A 22,342-nucleotide genomic window follows, 5' to 3' on the forward strand; every position below is an offset into this window, starting at 1 on the left:
GTTCGCCAAGATGAGCGACGACGACCTGACCGCGCTGTATGCCTACCTCATGGCGCAGCCTGCGGTGCGGGCCGAGGTGCCCAAGACCGAGTTGGCCTTCCCGTTCAGCGTGCGCCCGCTGATGGCGGGCTGGAACGCGCTGTTCCACGACGCCACCCCTTTCAAGCCTGACCCGACCCGTCCGCCCGAATGGAACCGTGGCGCCTACCTGGTGCAGGGCGTCGGCCACTGCGGCGCCTGCCACACGCCACGCAACGCGCTGGGCGCCGAGTTGGGTGGCGCTGCGTTTCTGTCGGGTGCCATGGTCGATGGCTGGGAGGCCCCCGCGCTCACCGGCTTGTCCAAAACTCCTGTGCCCTGGACGGCCGATGCACTCTACGGCTACCTGCGCCATGGCCACAGCCCGCAGCATGGCAGCACCTCCGGCCCCATGGCGCCCGTGGTGCGCGAACTGGCGCATTTGCCCGACGACGACATCCGCGCCATGGCGGGCTACCTGGCCTCGTTTACGGCTACGGAAGCGGTTACCCAGCCAGCCACCCAGCCTGTGTCTGACCCGCAGCAGCGCGCCCAAACCGCCGTGGCCCAGGCCGCAGCGCTGGCCCCCCAACCCGGCCAGGCCCAGCGCCTGTTCGACGGTGCCTGCGCCGCGTGCCACCACGACGGCGACGGCCCGCGCCTGCTGGGCGTGAACGTGCCCCTGGCGCTCAACAGCAACCTGCACAGCGACCGGCCCGACAACCTGTTGCAGGTCATCGTGCACGGTATCCGCGAGCCCGCCACGCGCGACATCGGCTTTATGCCCGGATTTGGCCACGCGCTCAGCAATGCGCAGATCACCGAGCTTGCGGGCTACATGCGCCAGCGCTATGCGCCCGGCCGCCCGGCGTGGAGCGACGTGCCCGAAGCGCTGGCCCGTGTGCGGGCAGGGCCTGCACATCCTTGATCGTCAAGTTTTGAAGTGTTTTAGGCCGCCAGCGCATATCGAATAAGCGCGGGTAGCTATCAAAATAGGATCATCTGCAGACGCCGTGTTCAGTCCGACAATCGGGCCTGCAACGACTCCATACGCCATGACACAAGCCCTCGCATCGCCATCACACAGCGGCATACGTACCTCGCACCGGCGCGTGCAGCGCACGTGCTGGACGGCAGTGTCAGCCATGTGTTGTCTGGCCCTTGCCGCATGCGGGCCTGAAGTGAAGGGCTCACCCAAGCCGCCCCCGGCGTTTGGCGCTGTGCAGAGCAGCTGGTTTGGCTGCCCCTCGCTGCAAGGGGTGTATGTCTGGCCGCCGCTCGAAGCCAGTGGCGTGCATGGCCCCAGGCCGGTCAACCACCGGTGGGAGCAGGGCAGCCTGCCGTTTTATGTCAACGCGCCCGAGATGCAAGTTTGGGTGCAGCAGCTGCGCGGAGAAATCACCCTGCGCACGCGCACCATCAACCGCGCACGCAATGTGCGCTCGTCGTTGACCCGCCAATGGAGCCTCGTCACCTACAGCGGCGCGCAGGCCCGTTGCAGCTCCGGCATGCTCGACGTGGCGCCGCAGGAGGCGCCGGGCGGCAAGCACGCTGGCGGCACAGGCGTTCTCCAGGGTTTTCGCTTGGCGTTGTTGAAGGATGGCGCGCTGGCCGTGGGCACACGCACCCTCTCCACCGGCAACAAGGGCTCGTACTTCTCGTGGGGCGGCCAGTCCTACGGCAGCTACCACGCGCCCGACGTCGAGACCTGGACATGGCTCAAGCTGGCCCGCACCGCAGCGGGGGACAGCGAACCCGCCGTCATGGACGCCTACGTGCCCGGGGCCACCGCGCCGTAGACCCGCCATTTGCGCCCTTCCGTTGGTCGCCTTCATTGCAGTTTGCGCGGAGCACGGCATCGGCTTCATGCCCGGCGTCGGCTGCACGCTCAGCGAAGCGCTGATTCCCGAGCTGGCGGGCTACATGCACCAGCGCTACGCCCAAGGCCGCCCGGCGTGGCGCGATTTGCCGGGGGGCGGGCCCTGCATGTCCTTGATTTGCAGTGTTTTTGGCAGATAGCGCTTGATGGATAAGCGCTGACAGCTATCAAAACAGGAATTGCCAAGTTCAAAGGCAGCGCTGTGGCACCAAGCCCGCTCACTGTTGCCAGCCGCGGGCGCTGCCCGAATAGCGCTGCCATTTCCCCTCACATCGCCGCATTGCCCCTGCGCCGCGTTGGCACAGTGGCAGCGGGCCTGGTCCATGGGGAACAGGCCCGGGCGTTGCGGGGCCATCGGTTTTGTCCGCACGCCTTGGCCCGCCACCACCGCGTGGCTGCTTATGTTCTGTCATCCTGCAAGGAGAACACCATGACCCAGAGTGAAACGGAAATCCATCGGATCGTGCTGCGCATGCTGCGCGAGGGCTACTCCGCGCTGAACGCCGCCCAGCGCAAGGTGGTGGACTCGCTGATGGCGGTGTGTTGAGTGGAGGGTACCGGGCACGGGTGAGGCGTGTTGTTTCGGTATTGTTTGTGTGTTTTTGGCCTCTGGCGCTTGATGGATAAGCGCTGATAGCTATTACAAACATAGCATCAGGGCATTGTGCCTGAGCGCGCGGACTTTGCCAGGGCGGTGTTCAATACACGCGCCAATACGCGCGCCTGGCAACCGCCCTTGCCGCGCACCCACCATGCACAACACCGCACACGCCCCACATCCCGCCCCTGCCCAGCCCACCGCGCTCACGGACGAAGACATCTCCCGCATCATCGAAATGGCGTGGGAAGACCGCACACCGTTTGAGTCCATCGCGCTGCAGTTCGGGCTGAACGAAGGTGCCGTCATCACGCTCATGCGCCGCCAGCTCAAGCCTGGGTCGTTTCGCCTGTGGCGCCAGCGCGTCACGGGGCGCGCCACCAAACATGCGGCCTTGCGCTCGCCCGCGGTCGACCGGGCCTATAGCCCCACGCAGTACAAACACCGCTGAGCCAGCCACGTGCTGATAGCAGCGCAGCAGCAGCCCGGCTACACCCAACCCTGGTGCCAGCGAGCGGCATCTTGCAAGTCGGCCCAGGGCAGCACCATGCTGCGGCCAGAGATCACCGCCTCCAGCTCCACCGCGTCAATGGGCAGGTCGGGGCTGGCGGGTGGCACCACGCGGGTGACCAGAAAGTGTTTTTCCTTGTTCAACGCCACCACGGCGGTCCACTTGCTCAGTGCCAACTTGTGGGGGTTGAGCGGCCGGGTGCGGCGGGACGTGGGGTAGTGCGGCATGGGGTGATTGTGTCGATTGCGTTGCAACCCTGGGGTGACCGGGGATGCGCGGCATGGCGAGCCTCACCAGCCGCGCAGTTCCCCAGAGGCCCCCCGCGCTATCAACCGGACATCAGAAGGTGACCTTGACCGAAGGCGCGCTGCGCTTCGCCTCGCCGTGGAACACGGCCTCGATGTTGTTGCCGTCCGGGTCCAGCACAAACGCGGCGTAGTAGCCAGGGTGGTAGGGGCGTTCGCCCGGCGCGCCGTTGTCGGTGCCGCCGTGGGCCAGCGCGGCTTGGTAGAACGCGTCCACCATGGCCCGGTCCTGCGCCTGAAAGGCTAGGTGCGTGCGCCCCGTCAGGTGGCCTTGCGCGGCCAGGCTGTCGGCGGACGAAACAAACAGCTCGTCCGCCCAGAAGTAGCCCTCGTCCGCACCACCCATCGGCACCTGCAAGGCGCCGAGTGCAGCTGTGTAGAAGGCCTGGCTGGCCGCCAGATCGCGCACGACAAGCTGGATGTGGTCAATCAATCGGCCTCGGTGCAGTTCCTGTGTTTCCATGGTGATGTTCCTTTCAAGATCAAGAGATGCGTGCAAACCCACGCGGTTGCCATTCAGGGCAATGAATGTGCGCCAAAACCCCTTGATGGTGTGTCGGTGCTGCTGACAGCGGAGTGTCAGTAGGGGGCCACCGGGCGTAAGTGGCCGAATGCCTCGTCACCGGGGCCTCCATCGAAAAGTCCATCGCCCCGCTGCGGTCCTTTGTGACCGAGCCCATGCGCTACGGCAACCTGTTCCTGGCGGGTGACGCCGCGCACATCGTGCCTGGCAAGGCTTTTTCATGCGCCGGATCGGCGTTGCCTGCAGTCCCTGAGCAATTCTTGAACTTGGTGAGCCATGAGACTCCTCGAACAGGGTTGCACGAGTCCATGGTGTCGGTTGTGTATCGCAATTGATGCAACCCGGGTGGCAGCCTGAGGCTGGAGGCCGCCCTTGCGCCAGAACCTGTGAGCGGATCGCTGCGATCAACAGCAGTCGATCAACTCATGAACTGGACGCCACTTAATAGTGTCTTAACCAGAGAACGCGTCTTACTGCAGACCAATCCACCAGCTGAGCCCGGATTCAACGAAGGCCTCTTATCAGCTTCTGGATCGTCGGGTTCTCCCGCTCCACACCATCGCCATTGCAATCAACAGCGTTGCAAGGGCCACGCCCGCGGGGGACAGTCCTGGAACACCAGTCACACCCACTCCGGGAGGGGCCAAGGCAGCGCCTAGTGGGTCCAGCACGACACCGTTTGTGCTGTCACTGTCGCCCACGCCGTTGTCGGTGATTGAATACGTCACGGTTCTGCGGTCTGGACTCAGTGTGGTGCCCGGATACGCAAACCATGTGGGTGCTGACGCAGGAACTGCCGGTCCGTATTTCCAGAACTGGACGTTCGCGGGAAGCGGATTCGGGTAGGTGATGTCGATTTGCAAGGTGCTGCCGGGCACGCATCCGGTAGCACGGAATTGGAACACTCCGTAAGGAAACACCAGCTGTGCAGGGGCCCCTGCTGGTGGCGTGGTGGCAGAGGTATCGGCGCCAACCAATGTGCAAGTGGGACCTCCGCCCGTGACTACGACGCTGATGGTGCCAGCGCCGCCTGGGGAGGGGCCAGTGTATTGGTTAGCGACCGGTGTGATGGCTGTAGAGGCGAGTGACAACGGCCCCGGACCGTTGGGGTGCTGAGCCCGCACGGTGAAGGTGTAGGCCGTTCCGTTAGCCAGCCCAGCCACTGTGCAACTGGTCGCGGGTGGGGTGGCCGTGCACCCCGCACTCGCTGGGCTGGAAGTGACCGTGTATCCCACTGGCGGGTTTCCCCCGTCGTTGGCAGGCGGCGCCCAACTCACAGCGACCTGCGCGTTACCCGCGGTTCCGCTGGGTGTACCGGCTGAGTCGGTAAAACGGACCAAGCGCGCAACCGACGGCACGCCATCCACCACCACACGTGCCATGTAAAGACCTGCGGGCAAAGTACCTGGCGCCCCCGAGGCAAAGAGGGTGTCCGTATGGCTGGCTGGGGCGAAGGTGGTGATTGCTCCGTTTTCCGCACGCTGTAACTGCAACTGGGGTGTACTTGTGCCCGTTGCTCCGGTGAAACCTGTTCCTGTAAAAGTCAGTGCTGTACCGGCGCGTTGCAGCAGGGGCAGCGCGTCCACCACAGGCACAGGTCCTGCTGGAACGGCGAGGGTGTAAAACTCCACCGAAGCGTAAAAGGTGAGGCTGGGATTGCTGGTGTACCCGCCCGCCATCAGCACATCGCCATTGGGCAACAAGTTTGCTGTGCCGTTTTCCCGTCCCACGGCCATCGATCCAGCTGGCGACCAAGTGCCCAAGGCAGCGTCATAGAGTTCTGCCAATGGTTGCGCATTCCGTGCGCTATCTGAGCCACCACCTATCAACACCTGACCAGACGCCAGCACGGTGGCATGGGCAAGCGGTGAGCCCATTGCGCCATTGCGAGGAAACTGCATAGCACCTGTAGCAGTCCAAGTATTGGCTACAGGATCATAGATTTCTGCGTGCGTCGTTACACCGCCTGCCGTGAATCCTCCAGCAAGGAGCGCCCTGCCATCAGGCAGCAAGGTCAAGCTGGCGTAATGCCGCGGTACCAGCGGCGAGGCCGCCAAGGTCCATGTGCCAATGACAGGATCGTAGATTTCTGCTTCTGGCACCTCTCCCGAGCTGTTGAAGCCGGAGGCCACCAGCACACGTCCGTCACGCAAAAGCACCGCCCCGTGCGCTCGACGAACTACTGACATGCTGCCTGTAGCGGTCCAAGTCCGAGTAAGGGGGTCGTAGAGTTCTGCTGAGTTGTGGCTGCTACCACCCGCTACCAAGACTTTGCCGCTGTCCAAAAGTGTCACTGATGGCAAACTGCGCGTCACCGCCTGCGCCCCCCCGGTCGACCAAGTGTTCGCGACGGGGTCATACAGTCGAGCGTTCAGACTTCCATCAGATCGCACCAGCACATGACCGGTGCCCAGCGTCACAGCCTCAAATACGTTGCCCTGAATGCCGGAGTTCCCTAGCGAGTTCCAAGCACCGCCGAAATAGCGCTCGCTACCGACGACAAAACCATCCCTGTTAACGCCCCCGAAAACGCCCACTGAGCCATCGTCCATCAGAGCACCTGCATGCTGTGCTCTCGGAGTAGCCATCGGTGCAGTGACATTCCAGCCCACGGCTGCGGCGGCATGCATTTGCCAAAGCGCGGCAACAAGGGCGACGCTGGCTGGAAGGAAATACTGGGGGATTTGGGTTTGCAAGCGCTTGATGGCTGGCATGCGGGTTCGGGCGGCTCGTTCGATCAACTTCATAGTCCTGTCGCTGCGGTTTGTGCAATAGGGCCAGTCAATCGGCCAGATTGTTGCGAAAGGATTCTATGCACCTTGCCGGATTTACACCAACAGTCAATTGCCAGATGCGGTGAAACTGCTGGATTCCTGTACTTACGCAGTGATTCCCGGCGGGAGAAGCGATGCCCCATTTTTCGGACAACTTCCTCGTGCCAAATTTTGATTTGGCAGTCCAGGGCTGGGGGCCTGCCGCAGCTTCCCCTGCGAGCATTCCGACGGTTTCTGAGTGGGGGCTTTCTTGCGCTGTCGGCCATTCTGGGAATGTTGGGGCTGGCGGCGATGCTGCGGCGGACATGATGTGGCAGGGCAACAGCCTGTGGACTGGCGAGTTCGGATAACTCAGCCGAGTTTTTGAGCGGCTGCTTCTGGCCCCATAGCCGCGGTCTGCGACTTACCTTTGAGCGACAGCAACCGCTGCAAAGCTATCAGTGAATCAACCGGGTCAGCGTTTCACTGGTGAGCAACAGTGGCTGAAAAACGATGAACGCCTGCGGTCTCAACAAGCAGGCTTTCTAGCCAACCTACTCAAGCAAAGAAAAAGCCCTGCGCACGCCTGGCTTTGAGATTTCAATCCCCCATCACTTGCAGCTAAAACTGCTAGCGCTCTCCACATCCCCCGTCCCGTTGTACCGCGCCACCTTCGGGTACACACACAGCGGCCGGGTGCGATTGGCAGACCAGCTGGCGGGCAGCTCGGCATTCACCACCTTGGCCCCCGCACCGCGTGCGTTCGCCGTCACGCTGTCCGGCGCCTTGCCTTGTTCCACCCAGGCCACCAGCGGCGCCAGCATGTCGAACTGGTCGGCGGCGGGGCCGCCTGAGCAGTGGTTCATGCCGGGCACCAGGAACAGGCGGGCAAAGTCGTCGGCCTTGCCGCCGTGGTTGGCCTGCACGCGGTCCATCCAGTTGGCGGTGTCGATGGGTGAAAACACGCCGTCCGCCACGCCGTGGTAGACCATCATCTTGGCGCCGCGGTTCTTCAGCGTGCCCAGGTCCGCGGCGTTCGGGGGCGTCATGTATGACCACGACGGCTCGGCATATGGCCCGCTGGTGGCAAACATCTTGGGGTAGTCGGTCTCCATGCTGAAGTTCATCGCAAACTGCAGGCCGGTGGTGGCCTTGAACGCCTCCATCGTGGAGGGCGGAGTGGTGAACAAAAAGGCCACAGCCCCCGCGTCGCGCGTGGCTGGGGCGTTGAAGTGCCAGAACGCAAAGTTGCGGCCTGCCACGCCGGGGTCAAACCAGGTGCCGGGGTACAGCGCCTCGCCTTTGCTGTTCTTGGGCCCCGCAAAGATGCTGGCAAGCACCGTTTTCTGCGCGGGCGTCAGGCAGCTGCCGTCGCGGGCGCCGGTGCAGCTGGGCACATCGGTCTGCAGATTGAAGGTGGTCTGGCAGGCTTTCACATCGTTCACCTGGCCGTCGGTCGCGCCATCCAGCGCATCGCAGCGGGCGACGATTTGGTTGCCGATGAGCTTGAACTCGGCGGGCGTCACGGCGGTGGACAGATCGGGCTGGCTGTTGGCGCCGGGCGTGGAGACTTTGGCGTACTGCTGGGCCTTCCACAGTTGGGCGGTGGCGGCCTTGGGCAGGCTGAAGCCGGGGTTGCCCGCTAGCACGCCGTCGTATTGCTCCGCATAGCGCGATGCGGCCACCATGGCGTGGCGGCCGCCGTTGGAGCAGCCTGCGATGTACGAGCGGTCGGGCGCCTTGCCGTAGGCGCTCTTGATCAGGTTCTTGGCCATGGGCGTGAGCGTGCCCACGGCCTGGTAGCCGTAGTCCAGCCGGGCCTGCGGGTCGAGGCCAAAAAACGGCGTGGGCGCGGCATGGCCTGCGTCAGAGCTGAGCACCGCAAAGCCTTGCACCAGGCCCGGCGCCACTGGCGCAGCGCCGCTCACCGCACCCAGTGCGGTCACCACGCTCCCATCGAGTCCGCCGTTGGCCTGGTGCAGAAACCGGCCGTTCCAGTTCTGCGGCAGGCGCATCTCAAAACCAATGGCGTAGCTGGCGCCGTCCACGGGGCCGGTGCGCTCTTTCATCTTGCCTTTGACGAGGCAGTGCGCGGGCGCCTGGGTGGTGTTGCCCTGCACCGTGATCGGCCCTGCGGCCACCAGCTCTGAGGAGGTGATGCGTGTATCGGGCAGGGCCAGGCTGCTGGCCAGGTTGGAACACGCCTGCAGGGTGGCGGGCGTGGCGGCGGCCAGTTGCGGCAACAACAACGCGCGGGGCGCCGTGCCGCAGCCTGCCAGTAAGGCCGCCATGGCAGCTGCAAGGGTCAGGGGGCGTGTGGGCGTAGTGGTGAAGGTTTTCATGCGGAGTCTCCGGGGCGCCATGAGGGCGGTCTGGGCGCGGGTTGGGGGAGGAGTGCCGGTGGGCACCCAGCAAAAAGAAGACGACAAGAAAAGAAGGACAGAAAAAGAGCAGAAGAGTAGAAGAAGGGCCATGGCCAGCCACTGCCGCCATGGCCCCTTCGGGTGCTGCCTTACTTATTTGCAGCTGAAGCTGCTGGCGCTTTCGATGTCACCGCTGCCGTTGTAGCGCGCGACCTTGGGGTACGCGCACAGGGGGCGGCTGCGGTTGGCAGACCAGCTGGCGGGCACGTCGGCGTTCACACCGCCCGCATTGCCTGCGCCGCGCACGGTGGCAACCACGCTGTCTGGCGCCTCGCCTTTTTCGACCCAGTTCACCAGTGGGGTCAGCATGTCGAACTGGTCGGTGGCGGGGCCGCCAGAGCAGTGGTTCATGCCGGGCACGCGGTAGTAGCGGGCGAAGTTGCTGGCGTCGCCGTTGTTGGCGTTGCGCACGCCGTCATACCAGGCCGTGGTGTCGTCGCTGGAGAAGATCGGGTCGCTGGTGCCGTGGTACAGCATCATCTTGGCGCCCCGGTTCTTGATGGCCGACAGGTTGCTGGGGTTCGGGGGCGTCATCAGCGACATGCCGCTTTCGGTGTAGACCGCGTTGGTCGCGTTCACGCGGGCCACCATGGTGTCCACGTTGCCGGTCAGTGCAAACACGGGGCCGTTGAACGTGGCGGCGTCTTCTGGTGGCGCAGACCAGATCAGGGCCACACCGCCGGAGTCGAGCACCAGCGGCGCAGTGAACTCCCAAAAACCATACCCACCGCCTGCCAGCCCGGCGTCATACGGGAAGCTTGTGTAGATCTTGCTGCCCGTGGTGGTGGTGGGGCCGCTGAAGATCTTGGCGATGCCGATCTTCTGGTCCGCAGACAGGCAGCTGCCGTCGCGTGCGCCGCTGCAGGTGGGCACATCGCGGTCCAGGTTGAAGGCGGCCTGGCAGGCGCCGGTGTCTTGCACCAGTCCGTCCGTGCTGCCATCGAGCGCGTCGCACTTGGCCAGCACGGTTTTGGACACCAGCGCACGCTCGGCCGTGGTAAAGCCGGTAGACAGGTCACCCGGCGTGCTGGCGAGCGACGCGTAGATCTTGCCGCTGGCAATGCTGGCGATGGCCGCCTTGGGCAGGTTGAAGCCAGGGTTGCCCACCAGATAGCCGTCGTACTGGTCGGCAAAACGGGACGCCGCCACCATGGTGTGCCGCCCGCCGTTGGAGCAGCCGCCAAAGTACGAGCGGTCGGGCGCCTTGCCGTAGGCGGTCTGGATGGCGTTTTTGGCCATGGGCGTGAGCTTGGCCACGGCCTGGTAGCCGTAGTCCAGCCGCGCCTGCGGGTCGATACCAAAGTTGGGGCCCATGGAGCCTTCATGGCCCGCGTCCGAGCTGATGACTGCAAAACCCATGTTCAGCGCGTTGTTCAGCCCTGCGCCGCCGTTGACGCCACCCGTGGCGGGCAGCACGTTGCCGTCGATGCCGCCGTTGCCCTGGTAGAAGAACCGGCCATTCCACGCCATGGGCAGGCGCATCTCAAAGCCGATGGCGTAGCTCTTGCCGTCGACCGTGCTCACGCGCTGGAACATCTTGCCGGTGACCTGGCAGTGTTCACGCACGGGCGCGCCCGCCACGGTCAATGTGCCCGCAGCGATGGTGTTGGCTGCGGTGATGGTGGTGTTGGCAAAGTTGATGCGGCTTGCCAGCGCGCTGCACGACTGCAGCGTGCCGGGCGCGGCCGCTGCCAGCTGGGGCAGCCCGGGTTCAGACGACCCGCCGCAGCCGACCAGCAGCGCTATCGGCAGGGCCGACAGCGCGGTCAGGGCATAGGGGTTGGTGCGCGTTCTCGCTTTTCTTTTGAAGTTCACGGTGTTGTCTCCTGTTTTTTCTGAGGCGCAAGGAATCCCGCAGCATGGCCTCAACACGCTGTAGGAGGGAGATCGGCAAAAAGGTTAAGTTGCTATTGAATGCGTAGCTGCTGGCGCTTATCCATCAAGCGCTAGAGGCCAATTTGGCTTTGATTTCGAGAGCCTGTGCAATGCGCTGGCGCAGGATGGCCGCGCGCATGTCGAACTCGGGCAGCACCCACTGGGTAAGGGCGTGGGCGGGGGCGGCCCACCGGTCGCTCTTGCTCGCTGTGCTGATGAGGCCCCAGGCCCACTCCAGCAGCACCAGCGCCACGGCGCGCAGATAGTCGTCGGCCACCCAGTAGGGCAACTCGGGGTCGGTCTGCGCAGCAATCGCCAGGGTCTGCGTGATCTCGACCAGCGTGTGGCGGCGCGCGCGGGCCGCAGCGCCGGGCGCCTTGCCGGGCAGCGATGCCAGCAACGCCGACAGGCCCTGGCCGCCATCGGCCAGCACCTTGCGCACCAAGAGGTCAATCGCCTGGATCTCGTTCGTGCCCTCGTAAATCATCGCCACGCGCGCATCGCGCACGATCTGCTCAATGCCCCATTCGCGCACATAGCCGTGGCCGCCAAACACCTGCAGGCAGGCGCTGGCGCCGTGGAAACCCTGGTCCGTGAGCGCGGCCTTGAGCACGGGGGTGACCAGCGCGCACCAGCGCTGCGCTGCGGCGCGCTCGCCCGCGTCGGTGCTGTGTTTGGCGATGTCGAGTTGCAGCGCCGTGTGGTACGCCAGCACTCGCCCGCCGTCGATCCAGGCGCGCTGCGTGTGCAGGATGCGGCGGATGGCGGGGTGGTCCTGGATGAGGCTGGTGTCGGTGGCGCCCGGCGCGCGCATCTGGCGGCGCTCGGAGGCATAGGCGCTGGCCTTTTGCCACGCGGCTTCCAACAGGCCAATGCCTTGCAGTCCCACGTGCAGGCGCGCCGCGTTCATCATCACGAACATGGCGTTCAGGCCCTTGTTCGGCTCGCCCACCAGCCAGCCGGTGGCGTCGTCAAACCGCATCACACAGGTGGGGCTACCGTGCAGGCCCATCTTTTCTTCGATGCGTTCGCAGACCACCGCATTGCGCTTTCCGTTTGGCAGCACCTTCGGCACCAAAAACAGCGACAGCCCCTTGGGCCCCGCAGGTGCATCCGGCAAGCGCGCAAGCACCAGATGCACGATGTTGTCGGTCAGGTCGTGCTCGCCGCCGGAGATAAAAATCTTGCTGCCGTTCACGCGCACGCTGCCGTCGGGCTGCGGCACACCGCGTGTGCGCACTTGCCCCAGGTCGCTGCCCGCGTGGGCTTCGGTGAGGCACATGGTGGCCAGCCATTCGCCGGTGGCGATCTTGGGCAGGTACTGCGCGCTCAACGCGTCGCTGGCGTGGTGCTTGATGCACTCATACGCACCATGCAGCAGGCCCGGCGCCATCGTCCAGCCGTGGTTGGCCCCGGCCAGCCATTCAAACAGCACACATTCGAGCACCGCGGGCAGGCCTTGGCCGCCGTCTTCGGGCGCACACGACAGCGACGGCCAGCCCGCCTGCCAGAAGGCTTGGTACGCATCGCGAAACCCTGCGGGTGTGTACACCTGGCCCGCGTCAAAGCGGCAGCCCTCTTCGTCGCCGCTGCGCTGCAGCGGGGCGATGGCGCTGTCGACAAACTTGGCGGCTTCGTCGAGCACCTGCGCGGCCAGTTCGCCATCGGTATCGGCAAATGGCGCCAGCGCCTGCCAGCGGCTGGGCGCCTGCAGCACGTGCGTCAGCAAGTGCTGGATGTCGGCGAGGGACTGGCGTGCTGGCATCGTTTGCTCACTATTTCATAGCTATAAGCGCTTTATGGATAAGCGCTAGAGCCTGTTTTTTGCTCGAACTTTCGGAAAACCACCGGCAGACCGTTCGCCCTGAGCCTGTCGAAGGGCTGCACCAGCAGCGTGCCCTGGCTTCGACAAGCTCAGCCCGAACGGGTGGTGCAGCAAGTCACGGCTTCGACAGGCTCAGCCCGAACGGTTGGGGGCCCGGCCGCTGCAAGGAGGGCGCTGCGCCCTGTGTTGTGCCACCCGCCCGCAAACACTGGCGCGGCCCAGGCGAGCGCCACCGTGGATCTGGCTTTGCCAGTCCACCGGAGGCGTCCCCCCCAGGGGGAAGGCGCGCAGCGACGCAGGGGGGAGTCAAGACTCTGAGGTGAACCCAATCTGCTTGACCAGCGGCCCCCAGCGCTCGAACTCGGCCTTCTGGTCGGCCAGCATTTCCTGCGGGGTGCTGCCGTGCGCCACCAGGCCGACGATGCCCAGTGCGTCAATCACGGTCTTGTCCTTCAGTGCGCCGGTGATGGCCGCATTGGCGCTGGCCAGCGTGGCGGGCGCGATCTTGGCCGGGGCATAGAAGCCGAACCATTCTTCGGACGTCACGTCGGGGTAGCCCAGTTCGGTGAAGGTCGGCACATCTGGCAGGTAGGGCGAGCGCTTCTTGCCCGAGGTGGCCAGCACGCGCACGCGGCCGGTCTTCATGTACTGCAGGTAGTCGCCGCTGGGGTTCACGGCGGCAGAGATCTGGCCGCCCACCAGGTCGGTGATGCTGGGCACGGTGCCGCGGTAGGGCACGTGTTTCAGGTCCACCCCAGCACGAATGCCCAGCAGGGCGCCCAGCAGGTGCGGCATCGAACCCGCGCCGGGCGAGCCGTACATGGCCTTGTCCGGGTTGGCCTTGGCCCAGGCGAGGAAGTCTTTGAGCGTCTTCACTTCGGCAGGCACAGCAGGCCCCACAGCCAGACCGTGGTGCATGATCGCGCCGATCGAAACGGGCGTCACATCCTCGGGCTTGTAGCTGAGCTTGGGATAAATGTGCGGGTACACCGACAGGGCCGACACGGGTGCCAGCGTCAGCACCGAGCCATCGGCGGGCGAGTTCTTCAGCGTCTCCACGGCAATGCGGCCGCCCGCGCCGGGTTTGTTCTCCACAAAGCCCGGGTTCTTGCTGAAGGCCGTGCCACCCAGCTTCTCGGCCACGCGGCGGGCCACGCTGTCGCCCGCGCTACCGGCGGGAAAGCCGTACATGATCTTGACCTGTTCCAGCGCCTGCGCGAAACCGGTCAAGGGATAAAGCGCACCGAGCGCGGCGGCAGAGCCGAGGGCTTGTACAAAGTGGCGTCGAGTGGTCGTCATGGTTGTCTCCTGGTGGTTTTGTGGTGTCAATGACGGGGAAGGTGAAAGGAAAGGCGATCAGCGTGGCGCCATGCGCAGGGCGCCATCGAGGCGAATGACTTCGCCGTTCAGGTGCCCGTTGGTCACGATGTGGCAGGCCAGCTCGGCAAACTCTTCGGGCTTGCCCAGGCGCGGTGGAAAAGGGATGCTGGCCGCCAGCGACTGCTGCACGGCTTCGGGCAGCTCTTTCATCAGCGGCGTGGCAAACAGGCCGGGCGCCACGGTGCACACGCGGATGGCGTGCTGCGCCAGGTCGCGTGCCATGGGCAGCGTCATGCCCGCCAGGCCCGCTTTGGACGCGCTGTAGGCCTGCTGGCCCACCTGGCCGTCAAAGGCAGCGACCGAGGCGGTGAACATCATCACGCCACGCTCGCCGTTGTCCAGCACGGGCAGCTTGGCGCACGCAGCGGCAAACAAACGGCTGACGTTGTAGCTGCCGATCAGGTTGATGTTGATCACGCGCACGAAGTCTTCCAGCGGCGCAGCGCTGCCGTCGCGCTGCACCACGCGCTTGGCGCTGCCAATGCCGGCCACGTTCATCAGGATGCGCGCCGGGCCGTGCGCGGCGGCGGCCTGGTCGATGGCGGCGGTCACGCTGGCGGCGTCGGTGATGTCGCAGGCGCAGGCCACGGCACTGCCCGCGCCGAATTCGGTGTTGATGGCTGCCGCCACTTTTTCAGCCAGTTCGGCATTGCGGTCGAGCACGGCCACCTTGGCGCCCAGGCGGGCCAGTTCGCGCGCGGTGGCCTCGCCGAGGCCGGATGCGCCGCCGGTGATGAGGGCGGCTTGTCCTTGAATCTGCATGGTGGTGTGTCCTGTAGGAGGTAGGTTCAAGCGCCTGGCTGGAGGATGTCGGGCGCCGTGTTGTCGTGCAGGGCGGTGACCAGCGCATCGCGGTGCTTGAGCACGGCGCGCTGGTTGACGGAGCCCTTGTCGGTGATCTCACCCTTGTCGATGGAGGGCGGCTCGGCCATCAGCAGCGCACGGGCCACGCGGCTGGCGCTGCCGGTCGATTCGCGCGCCAGTTGGTCCAGCACGGCTTCGATGCGCTGGCGCACCGCCGGGTGGGCCACCACATCGGCCAACGGTGCGTCAGGGCCCAGGCCCGATACTTCGCGGCACGCGGGCGAGGGGAACAACAGCGCGCCCACTTCCTTCATGTTCAAGCCCGTCAGCACCACGTCCTGGATGTAGGGCGCGCCCGCCACGATGATCTTGGCGCGCATCGGGCCCACGCTGACAAAGGTGCCGGTGGACAGCTTGAAGTCTTCGGCAATGCGGCCGTCAAACGCCAGGCCGCGGTGGATGTCGTTCTCGTCGATCCACTTCACCGCATCGCCGGTGCACAGGTAGCCTTCGTCGTCAAACGCGTCGCGCGTGGCCGCGTCGGAGCGCCAGTAGCCGGGCGTCACGTTCGGGCCGCGGTAGCGCACCTCGGTCTTACCGTCCACGTCCACCAGTTTCAGCACCATGCCGGGCACGGGTGCGCCGATGTGGCCGGAGCGCACGTCGGGGCTGTTGACGAACATGGCCGACGGCGCCGATTCGGTCATGCCGAGGCCCGTGGCCATCACGATGCGCTCGCCAATGGCGGCTTCTTGCGTGGCGTGCAGGCTGTCCCAGATCGGTTGGGCCAGGCCCGCGCCGGAGTAGAAGAACATGCGCACGCGTGACAGCAGCTTGTCGCGCAGCACAGCGTCGGTCTTCATCGCTTCGGCAATCATTTCAAAGCCGGTGGGCACGTTGAAATACACCGTGGGCGCAATCTCGCGCAGGTTGCGCAGCGTCTCACCAATCAATGCTGCTGTGGGTTTGCCGTCGTCGATGTACAGCGTGCCGCCATGCTGCAAGGTCAGGCCGACGTTGTGGTTGCTGCCGAAGGTGTGGTTCCACGGCAGCCAGTCCACCAGCACCGGCGCGGCTTCGGCCAGCACCGGCAGCGACAGCGTGATCTGCTGCAGGTTGGCGCACCACATGCGCTGGGTGTTGATGACCGGCTTGGGCATCTTGGTCGAGCCGCTGGTGAACAGGAACTTCACGATGGTGCCCGGGCCGGTGGCGTGCATGGCGGCGTCCACGGCAGCAGTTGCCGTGGTGGCTTTCAGGCTGTCGAAAGTGCCGGTGGTGCGGCCTTCGATGGTGCCCCCCGCCAGCACCACTTCGACATCGGCCGCCACGGTCGCGTTGATGGCGCGGCCGTAGCGCGCGCCGTCGGCTGCAAACACCAGGCCGGGCGTCAGGGTGTCGATGACGTGGCGCAGCTTGTCGTAGTCCTGGCTCACGGTGGCGTAGGCAGGCGACACGGGGCAGTACGGCACCCCGGCGTACATGCAGCCCAGCGCCAGCAGCGCGTGCTCGATGGTGTTTTCGCACAGCACCACCACGGGGCGCTCAGCACTCAGGCCCCGGTCCAGCAAGGCTTGGCCGATGCTGCGGGCGGCATCCAGCGCCTGCGCGTAGGTCACATGCTGCCAGTCCCCTGTCTTGCCGCCACCCAACTGCTCGCGCCGCGCCACAAAGCTGTGGTCGGGCGTGGCCTCGGCCCAGTGCACCAGGTAGTCGGTCACGCGCCGGGCATACGCGCCCAGCGGCAGGTCGGCCTGCAGGTAACGCACGCCCGGTGCGCCGTCACGCAGGCTGACGCGGGTGACGCCAAAGGTCACGGGGCGGTAGCGGGGCAGGTTGGACGGCGATGGCATATGGGGCTGTGCGCTCATGGGGAATCCGGGGTGGTTGGGGCGGTGGGGTGCAGGCGGTTCAAGCGGATTTGCGTCCAACCACCCAAAGCCGTTCGGGCCGAGCTTGTCGAAGCCTGGTCCCGCGCTTCGACAAGCTCAGCGTGAACGGATTGGGGTTGCAAACGCACGGCGTCAGTCCTGCTTGCGAACCTTGGCTGCGCGGCCTTCCAGAAAGTCGGCCAGGCGGGACTTGGCTTCCGGCGCGCTCTGGGCAATGGCGGCCATCATGGCTTCGGTGAAGAAGCCCTGGTCGGCGGGCTGCTCGGCAATGCGGGGCAGCGCGTGCATCAGCGCGTAGTTGGTCAACGGCGCGTTTTCTGCCACACGCTTGGCCAGTTCGACGGCCTTCTCGAACGCCTTGCCTTCGGGCACCAGGTACTGCGCAAAGCCGACTTTTTCGCCGTCCTGCGCGTTGTAGACGCGGCCGGTCAGCATCATGTCCGTCATGCGCGCTGCGCCAATCAGCTTGGGGATGCGCACCGCACCGCCGCCGCCCACAAAAATGCCGCGCGAGCCCTCGGGCAGCGCGTAGAAGGTGGACTCGTCGGCCACGCGGATGTGGCAGGCGCTGGCCAGCTCCAGCCCGCCGCCCACCACGGCGCCATGCAGCGCGGCAATCACGGGCACGGGGCCGAACTGCACGCGCTCCAGCGCAGCGTGCCACATGCGCGAGTGGTGCAGGCCCTGGCCCGCGTCGCGTTCTTTCAGCTCCGACAGGTCCAGCCCCGCGCAGAAGTGCGGGCCTTCTCCGTCGATCACGGCGGCGCGCACGGTGCTGGGCATTTTTTCGAACAGGTCGCGCAGGGCCAGGATGAGGCCGTCGTTCAAGGCATTGCGCTTGGCGCCGCGGGTCAGGCGGATCACGGCCACTTCCTGCTGGTCGCCGGTGAGTTCGAAATGGATGTCTGGATGGGTCATAGAGGCTTTCGTATTGGTTGAATTGTGGTTATAGTTCATAACCAATTCAAGCAAGCAAAGCCCGTTTTTTATTGGTGTTTACCCTTGATCTGCGTCACGTCCCGTGGCGCATGCTGGCGGCATGGACCAACAAAACAGGGTGCCAACCCAGGAGACACGCATGGACCACGAGAACCTGATTGCGATCGACATCCACACCCACGCCGAAGTGAGCTGCTGGAACCCGTTCGACAACTACGGCGACGAATACGACCGCGCCGCCGACAAATACTTCAAGAACGGCCGCCGCCCCACCATTGCCGAGACGGTGGCGTATTACCGCGAGCAGAAGATTGGCCTGGTGATGTTCACGGTGGACGCCGAGTCCAAGATGGGCCGCCGCCGCATCCCCAACGAAGAGATCGCCGAGGCCGCCAAGGCCAACAGCGACATGATGTTTGCATTCGCCAGCATCGACCCGCACAAGGGCAAGATGGGTGCGCGCGAGGCGCGCCGGCTGATTGAAGAACACGGCATCAAGGGCTTCAAGTTCCATCCCACGGTGCAGGCCTACCACCCCTACGACAAGATGGCCTGGCCCATCTACGAGGTGATTGCCGAATACGGCATGCCCGCCATCTTCCACACAGGCCACAGCGGCATTGGCAGCGGCATGCGCTGCGGCGGCGGGCTGCGGCTGGAATACTCCAACCCCATGCACCTGGACGACGTGGCGATTGACTTCCCCGACATGCAGATCGTGATGGCGCACCCGAGCTTTCCGTGGCAGGACGAGGCGCTCAGCGTGGCCACGCACAAGCCCAACGTGTGGATCGACCTGTCGGGCTGGAGCCCCAAATACTTTCCCAAGCAGCTGGTGCAGTACGCCAACACGCTGCTGAAAGACCGCATCTTGTTCGGCAGCGACTACCCGCTCATCACGCCCGAGCGCTGGATGAAAGACTTTCAGGAAGCGGGCTTCAAGCCTGAGGTGATGCCCGGCATCCTGAAGGGCAACGCCGTACGGTTGCTGGGGCTGGACAAGCCGCAGGGCGCGGCCGCTACGGCTACTACGCCTGCGCCCATGCCGCAAACCCCCGCCTGATCAGTCGTAGACTTTTTGCAGCAGGCGAATCAGCGTCTTGCGCTCGGTGGGCGTCAGGCGTGCGGTTGCGTCTTCTTCCAGCTGCGCCGCCGTCTTCTCGGCCTGCACCGTCAGGTCGGCACCTTCAGGCGTCAGGTGCACGCCCATCGCGCGCCCGTCGCTGGGGTGCGGGCGGCGTTCGATCAGCCCACGCCGCTCCAGCGCGGCAATCAGCCCCACCATGTTGGGCGGCAGCACGTTGAGCGTGGCGCATAGCTGGCGCGAGGTAACGCCCGGGTTGTGCGCCACCAGCGACAGCACCGAAAAGTCCACCACCTTCAGGTCATACACCGCCATGCGCTCCATGAACACTTCGATGATGGACAGCGCCGCGCGGCGCGTGTTGTAGCCCACCAGCGTGCGCAAAAAGCAGGTGTCCACCGGCTCAGCGGTCACCGGCGGTGGGGTTTCAACAAGGGCCGTGGACGGCGCGGTTTTTCTGCGGGGACGTACGCTGGACATGGGGGCGATTGTGCCGGGGCCGGGTGCGGGCGCCCGGGTTTGCGGGGCGCCACGCGGCATGGCAGAGGCGGTTTTGATTAGAAATTTGAGCCAAATTGGCCTCTAGCGCTTATCCCATAAGCGCTAGTAGCTATCAATTTGATACTTCACGTCTTGCGTGTTCGATCACATCGGGCTGCGCAGCACCCGGCGGTACTGCACGGCCTCGGCCACATGGCTGACCTGTGTGGTGGGCGCGCCCGCCAGGTCGGCAATGGTGCGGGCCACCTTCAGCGCGCGGTGCGTGCTGCGCGCCGACCAGCCCAGGCGCGCGGCGGCGGTGTTGAGGAACTTGGCGGCCGTGTCGTCCAGCAGCAGGTGCGTGTCGATCTCCTGCCCCTGCAGCGCCTGGTTGGTTTTGCCTTGCCGCGCCAATGCCACGGCCCGCGCACGCACCACGCGCTCGCGGATGGCTTCGGTCGCTTCGCCAGGGGGCGCCTGCACCAGTTGGTCAGCGGGCAGGGCTGGCACCTCCACGTGCAGGTCGATGCGGTCCAGCAGCGGGCCGCTCAGTTTGGACTGGTAGCGATTGACCTGGTCGGGTGTACAGCGGCAGGCGCGTTGGGTGGAGCCCAGGTAGCCACACGGGCACGGGTTCATCGCTGCAATCATCTGGAACCGGGCGGGGAAATCCGCACGCTGCGCCGCTCTGGAGATGGTGATGTGGCCGGTCTCCAGCGGCTCGCGCAGCGCCTCCAGCGCGGCGCGCGGGAACTCGGGCATTTCGTCCAAAAACAAAATGCCGTTGTGGGCCAGCGATATTTCGCCGGGCCGTGGGGGCGATCCCCCGCCGACCAGTGCCACCGCGCTGGCGGTGTGGTGCGGCGCTGCCGTCGGCCTCTGCCCCCACCGATCGGTGCGAAACCGCCCGGCCAGACTGGCGATGGCAGCGCTCTCCAGCGCCTCGTCCACCGTCATGGCGGGCAGCAGCCCCGCAAAACGCAGCGCCAGCATCGACTTGCCCGAGCCCGGTGGCCCGGCCATCAACACGCTGTGCCCGCCCGCCGCCGCAATCTCCAGCGCGCGTTTGGCTGTGGCTTGCCCTTTCACGTCGGCCATGTCCGGCCCTGCGGTGCTGGTGGCCATGGGCGTGGCTTGCAGGCGCGTCCAGCCGTCGTTGGCCACATCGGCATCGCCTGCGGCCACGCTGCCCGGGGGCAAGAAGGCGCGCACCACATCCAGCAGGTGCCGGGCACGCACCACCTGGGCAGCGGGTACCAGGGCGGCTTCCTCCGCGCTGCCGGGGGGCAGCACCAGTTGTGCGGTGATCTGCTGTGTCTGCAGCGCCAGGCTGGTGGCCAGTGCGCCACGCACCGGGCGCAACTCGCCCGACAGCGACAGCTCGCCCGCAAACTCGTAGCCCGCCAGGCGGCTGGCATCGACCTGGCCGCTGGCGGCGAGGATGCCCAGCGCTATGGGCAGATCGAACCTGCCGGAATCCTTGGGTAAATCGGCCGGGGCCAAGTTGACGGTGATTCTTTTGTTGTGCGGAAACTCCAGCCCCGCGTTCTGCAGTGCCGAGCGCACCCGTTCACGCGCTTCTTTCACCTCCACCTCGGCCAGTCCGACCAGTGTGAAGCTGGGCAATCCGTTGGCCAGATGCACTTCGACGGTGACGGAGGGCGCCTGCAGCCCCAGAAGGGCGCGACTTTGCACCAAAGCAAGACTCATGAAGCGGTTTCTCCCCAGATGGGTGCGTTTTATGGTTTTTTAGTGCCAGGCACTGGTGTTGTGCACCAACAAGGTGCGCGGCTGCCAGCGCACACAACGCCAATGTACCGGGGATCGGTGTAACGCAACGCAACCGTCATGCAACGGTAATGCAGCGGATGCACCGACGTGTGGCACGGTCCGTGCTTAAAGCGCTCGTCCCTACTTTGTCCAACCGGAGGAAACATGACCCGCGCCATCATCAAGACCCTGGGCGTTGCCCTTGTCGCAGCCCTTCCCATGCTGGCCAGCGCCCAGCTCACCGGCAACGTCAGCCTGACTACGAACTACAAGTTCCGCGGCCAGGACCAGGACGCCTCCAAGGCCAAGGCCGTCAAGCCCGCTCTGCAAGGCGGCTTTGACTACACCTTTGGCGAATCCGGCTTCTATGTCGGCAACTGGAACTCCAGCGTGGACTGGCTGGCCAGCAACTCGCTCGAATCCGATCTGTACGGCGGCTACAAATTCAAGGCCGGTGGCCTGGATCTGGACGTTGGTGCGCTGACCTACCTCTACCCTGGCAACGCCAACGGCAACACCACCGAAGCCTACATTGGCACCAGCTTTGGCCCGATCTCTGCCAAGTACTCGCACACCATCTCCAAGGACTACTTCGGTTGGGCAGGCGCCAAGGCCGGTTCCGGCCTGAAGGGCCGCAACACCGGTTACCTGGGCTTTGCGTTTGCACAAGAAGTGGCGCCCAGCATCACCGTCAAGGCTTCGGTGGGCTTTACCCGCTTTGCCAGCGACATCAAGGACCTGGGCGTGCCTAACTACATGGACTACAGCCTGGGTGGTGCCTACGACTTCGGCGGTGGGCTGTCGCTGGGTGCCGCTGTGGTGGGCGCCAACAAGAAGGCCTTCTTCGGCCACGTCAACAAGTCGCGCGTGATCGTCACGCTCACCAAAACCCTGTAAGTCTCAATGGGCGCCGGTGGCGCCCATCCTGGAGGATCTAAAAATGAAAATGGTGACAGCCATCATCAAGCCCTTCAAGCTGGACGAGGTGCGTGAAGCACTCTCCGACATCGGCGTGCAAGGCATCACAGTGACCGAAGTCAAAGGCTTCGGACGTCAAAAGGGCCACACCGAGTTGTACCGCGGCGCTGAGTACGTGGTCGACTTTCTGCCCAAGGTGAAGATCGAAGCCGCAGTGTCCGACGACCTCGTCGACCGCGTGATCGAATCCATCGAAACCGCAGCCCGTACCGGCAAGATCGGCGACGGCAAGATTTTCGTGACCCACCTGGAGCAGGTGGTGCGCATCCGCACCGGCGAAACCGGCAAGGAAGCCCTCTAAGGGC

18 protein-coding genes and 1 pseudogene are annotated in these 22,342 nt (G+C 65.2%); 7 read left to right on the top strand and 12 right to left on the bottom strand.

What is annotated here, in order from left to right; translation table 11 throughout:
• From ACK41V_RS16445 to ACK41V_RS16455, 3 genes are all read left to right on the top strand, one after another.
• A partial coding sequence (locus ACK41V_RS16445; RefSeq protein ID WP_409783779.1) for a c-type cytochrome occupies nucleotides 1–946 on the top strand: 946 nt, incomplete at its 5' end.
• A 127-nt stretch (nucleotides 947–1,073) separates the two neighbouring features.
• Nucleotides 1,074–1,817: a hypothetical protein gene (locus ACK41V_RS16450; RefSeq protein WP_409783781.1), complete on the top strand. Its 744-nt coding sequence runs from the start codon at nucleotides 1,074–1,076 to the stop codon at nucleotides 1,815–1,817.
• Between the two features lie 832 nt (nucleotides 1,818–2,649).
• Nucleotides 2,650–2,946: a TIGR03643 family protein gene (locus tag ACK41V_RS16455; protein ID WP_409783783.1), complete on the top strand. Its 297-nt coding sequence runs from the start codon at nucleotides 2,650–2,652 to the stop codon at nucleotides 2,944–2,946.
• A 38-nt stretch (nucleotides 2,947–2,984) separates the two neighbouring features.
• On the opposite strand, the gene ACK41V_RS16460 is transcribed toward ACK41V_RS16455, so the two are convergent.
• A complete protein-coding gene (locus tag ACK41V_RS16460; protein WP_409783784.1) occupies nucleotides 2,985–3,233 on the bottom strand; it encodes a TIGR02450 family Trp-rich protein in 249 nt (82 codons plus the stop codon).
• A 112-nt stretch (nucleotides 3,234–3,345) separates the two neighbouring features.
• Nucleotides 3,346–3,774: a VOC family protein gene (locus tag ACK41V_RS16465; protein WP_409783785.1), complete on the bottom strand. Its 429-nt coding sequence runs from the start codon at nucleotides 3,772–3,774 to the stop codon at nucleotides 3,346–3,348.
• Nucleotides 3,775–3,920: 146 nt separating this feature from the next.
• Here ACK41V_RS16465 and ACK41V_RS16470 point away from each other — a divergent pair.
• Nucleotides 3,921–4,040, top strand: a pseudogene (locus tag ACK41V_RS16470) (FAD-dependent monooxygenase); the annotation flags it as partial.
• Nucleotides 4,041–4,355: 315 nt separating this feature from the next.
• Here ACK41V_RS16470 and ACK41V_RS16475 read toward each other — a convergent pair.
• From ACK41V_RS16475 to ACK41V_RS16510, 8 genes are all read right to left on the bottom strand, one after another.
• Entirely contained in the window at nucleotides 4,356–6,548 is a 2,193-nt protein-coding gene (locus tag ACK41V_RS16475; protein WP_409783787.1) for a choice-of-anchor U domain-containing protein, read from the bottom strand.
• A gap of 650 nt (nucleotides 6,549–7,198) precedes the next feature.
• Nucleotides 7,199–8,929 carry a tannase/feruloyl esterase family alpha/beta hydrolase gene (locus tag ACK41V_RS16480; RefSeq protein WP_409783789.1) on the bottom strand — a complete coding sequence of 577 codons (1,731 nt, stop codon included), beginning with the start codon at nucleotides 8,927–8,929 and terminating at the stop codon, nucleotides 7,199–7,201.
• Nucleotides 8,930–9,103: 174 nt separating this feature from the next.
• Nucleotides 9,104–10,825, bottom strand: coding sequence for a tannase/feruloyl esterase family alpha/beta hydrolase (locus ACK41V_RS16485; RefSeq protein WP_409783790.1), 1,722 nt, complete (start codon nucleotides 10,823–10,825; stop codon nucleotides 9,104–9,106).
• Nucleotides 10,826–10,949: 124 nt separating this feature from the next.
• Nucleotides 10,950–12,650 (bottom strand): acyl-CoA dehydrogenase family protein, encoded by a 1,701-nt coding sequence (locus ACK41V_RS16490; protein WP_409783792.1) that lies wholly within the window; start codon nucleotides 12,648–12,650, stop codon nucleotides 10,950–10,952.
• A gap of 366 nt (nucleotides 12,651–13,016) precedes the next feature.
• The gene (locus ACK41V_RS16495) at nucleotides 13,017–14,009 is read right to left on the bottom strand and encodes a Bug family tripartite tricarboxylate transporter substrate binding protein (RefSeq protein WP_409783794.1); all 993 of its coding nucleotides are present in this window, start codon (nucleotides 14,007–14,009) and stop codon (nucleotides 13,017–13,019) included.
• 57 nt (nucleotides 14,010–14,066) lie between these two features.
• Complete coding sequence (locus ACK41V_RS16500) at nucleotides 14,067–14,852, bottom strand: SDR family NAD(P)-dependent oxidoreductase (RefSeq protein ID WP_409783796.1); 786 nt, start codon at nucleotides 14,850–14,852, stop codon at nucleotides 14,067–14,069.
• Between the two features lie 26 nt (nucleotides 14,853–14,878).
• On the bottom strand, nucleotides 14,879–16,765 hold the full coding sequence (locus tag ACK41V_RS16505) for a feruloyl-CoA synthase (RefSeq protein ID WP_409783798.1): 1,887 nt from the start codon (nucleotides 16,763–16,765) through the stop codon (nucleotides 14,879–14,881).
• A 153-nt stretch (nucleotides 16,766–16,918) separates the two neighbouring features.
• Complete coding sequence (locus ACK41V_RS16510; protein ID WP_409783799.1) at nucleotides 16,919–17,704, bottom strand: crotonase/enoyl-CoA hydratase family protein; 786 nt, start codon at nucleotides 17,702–17,704, stop codon at nucleotides 16,919–16,921.
• 160 nt (nucleotides 17,705–17,864) lie between these two features.
• On the opposite strand from ACK41V_RS16510, the gene ACK41V_RS16515 reads away from it, so the two are divergent.
• On the top strand, nucleotides 17,865–18,788 hold the full coding sequence (locus ACK41V_RS16515; RefSeq protein WP_409783801.1) for an amidohydrolase family protein: 924 nt from the start codon (nucleotides 17,865–17,867) through the stop codon (nucleotides 18,786–18,788).
• Here the strand turns inward: ACK41V_RS16515 and ACK41V_RS16520 are convergent, their stop codons facing one another.
• Together ACK41V_RS16520 and ACK41V_RS16525 are read right to left on the bottom strand one after the other, a co-directional pair.
• Nucleotides 18,789–19,289: a MarR family winged helix-turn-helix transcriptional regulator gene (locus tag ACK41V_RS16520; protein ID WP_409783803.1), complete on the bottom strand. Its 501-nt coding sequence runs from the start codon at nucleotides 19,287–19,289 to the stop codon at nucleotides 18,789–18,791. It lies immediately after the preceding gene.
• Between the two features lie 165 nt (nucleotides 19,290–19,454).
• A complete protein-coding gene (locus ACK41V_RS16525) occupies nucleotides 19,455–20,999 on the bottom strand; it encodes a YifB family Mg chelatase-like AAA ATPase (protein WP_409783805.1) in 1,545 nt (514 codons plus the stop codon).
• 225 nt (nucleotides 21,000–21,224) lie between these two features.
• On the opposite strand from ACK41V_RS16525, the gene ACK41V_RS16530 reads away from it, so the two are divergent.
• Both ACK41V_RS16530 and glnK read left to right on the top strand, forming a co-directional pair.
• Complete coding sequence (locus tag ACK41V_RS16530; protein ID WP_409783807.1) at nucleotides 21,225–21,956, top strand: TorF family putative porin; 732 nt, start codon at nucleotides 21,225–21,227, stop codon at nucleotides 21,954–21,956.
• 43 nt (nucleotides 21,957–21,999) lie between these two features.
• Nucleotides 22,000–22,338: a P-II family nitrogen regulator gene (gene glnK, locus ACK41V_RS16535; protein WP_409783809.1), complete on the top strand. Its 339-nt coding sequence runs from the start codon at nucleotides 22,000–22,002 to the stop codon at nucleotides 22,336–22,338.
• Nucleotides 22,339–22,342 lie beyond the last annotated feature (4 nt).

Source organism: Acidovorax sp., from assembly GCF_046291265.1.
In the GTDB taxonomy this organism is placed as follows: domain Bacteria; phylum Pseudomonadota; class Gammaproteobacteria; order Burkholderiales; family Burkholderiaceae_C; genus Acidovorax.

Excerpts from the sequence above, each read along its gene's own strand:
- ACK41V_RS16515 (WP_409783801.1), top strand. The coding sequence starts at position 17,865 with ATGGACCACGAGAACCTGATTGCGATCGACATCCACACCCACGCCGAA.
- glnK (WP_409783809.1), top strand. The coding sequence starts at position 22,000 with ATGAAAATGGTGACAGCCATCATCAAGCCCTTCAAGCTGGACGAGGTG.
- ACK41V_RS16500 (WP_409783796.1), bottom strand. The coding sequence starts at position 14,852 with ATGCAGATTCAAGGACAAGCCGCCCTCATCACCGGCGGCGCATCCGGC.
- ACK41V_RS16525 (WP_409783805.1), bottom strand. The coding sequence starts at position 20,999 with ATGAGTCTTGCTTTGGTGCAAAGTCGCGCCCTTCTGGGGCTGCAGGCG.
- ACK41V_RS16480 (WP_409783789.1), bottom strand. The coding sequence starts at position 8,929 with ATGAAAACCTTCACCACTACGCCCACACGCCCCCTGACCCTTGCAGCT.
- ACK41V_RS16530 (WP_409783807.1), top strand. The coding sequence starts at position 21,225 with ATGACCCGCGCCATCATCAAGACCCTGGGCGTTGCCCTTGTCGCAGCC.
- ACK41V_RS16510 (WP_409783799.1), bottom strand. The coding sequence starts at position 17,704 with ATGACCCATCCAGACATCCATTTCGAACTCACCGGCGACCAGCAGGAA.
- ACK41V_RS16450 (WP_409783781.1), top strand. The coding sequence starts at position 1,074 with ATGACACAAGCCCTCGCATCGCCATCACACAGCGGCATACGTACCTCG.
- ACK41V_RS16465 (WP_409783785.1), bottom strand. The coding sequence starts at position 3,774 with ATGGAAACACAGGAACTGCACCGAGGCCGATTGATTGACCACATCCAG.
- ACK41V_RS16520 (WP_409783803.1), bottom strand. The coding sequence starts at position 19,289 with ATGTCCAGCGTACGTCCCCGCAGAAAAACCGCGCCGTCCACGGCCCTT.
- ACK41V_RS16490 (WP_409783792.1), bottom strand. The coding sequence starts at position 12,650 with ATGCCAGCACGCCAGTCCCTCGCCGACATCCAGCACTTGCTGACGCAC.
- ACK41V_RS16495 (WP_409783794.1), bottom strand. The coding sequence starts at position 14,009 with ATGACGACCACTCGACGCCACTTTGTACAAGCCCTCGGCTCTGCCGCC.
- ACK41V_RS16455 (WP_409783783.1), top strand. The coding sequence starts at position 2,650 with ATGCACAACACCGCACACGCCCCACATCCCGCCCCTGCCCAGCCCACC.
- ACK41V_RS16460 (WP_409783784.1), bottom strand. The coding sequence starts at position 3,233 with ATGCCGCACTACCCCACGTCCCGCCGCACCCGGCCGCTCAACCCCCAC.
- ACK41V_RS16505 (WP_409783798.1), bottom strand. The coding sequence starts at position 16,765 with ATGAGCGCACAGCCCCATATGCCATCGCCGTCCAACCTGCCCCGCTAC.
- ACK41V_RS16475 (WP_409783787.1), bottom strand. The coding sequence starts at position 6,548 with ATGCCAGCCATCAAGCGCTTGCAAACCCAAATCCCCCAGTATTTCCTT.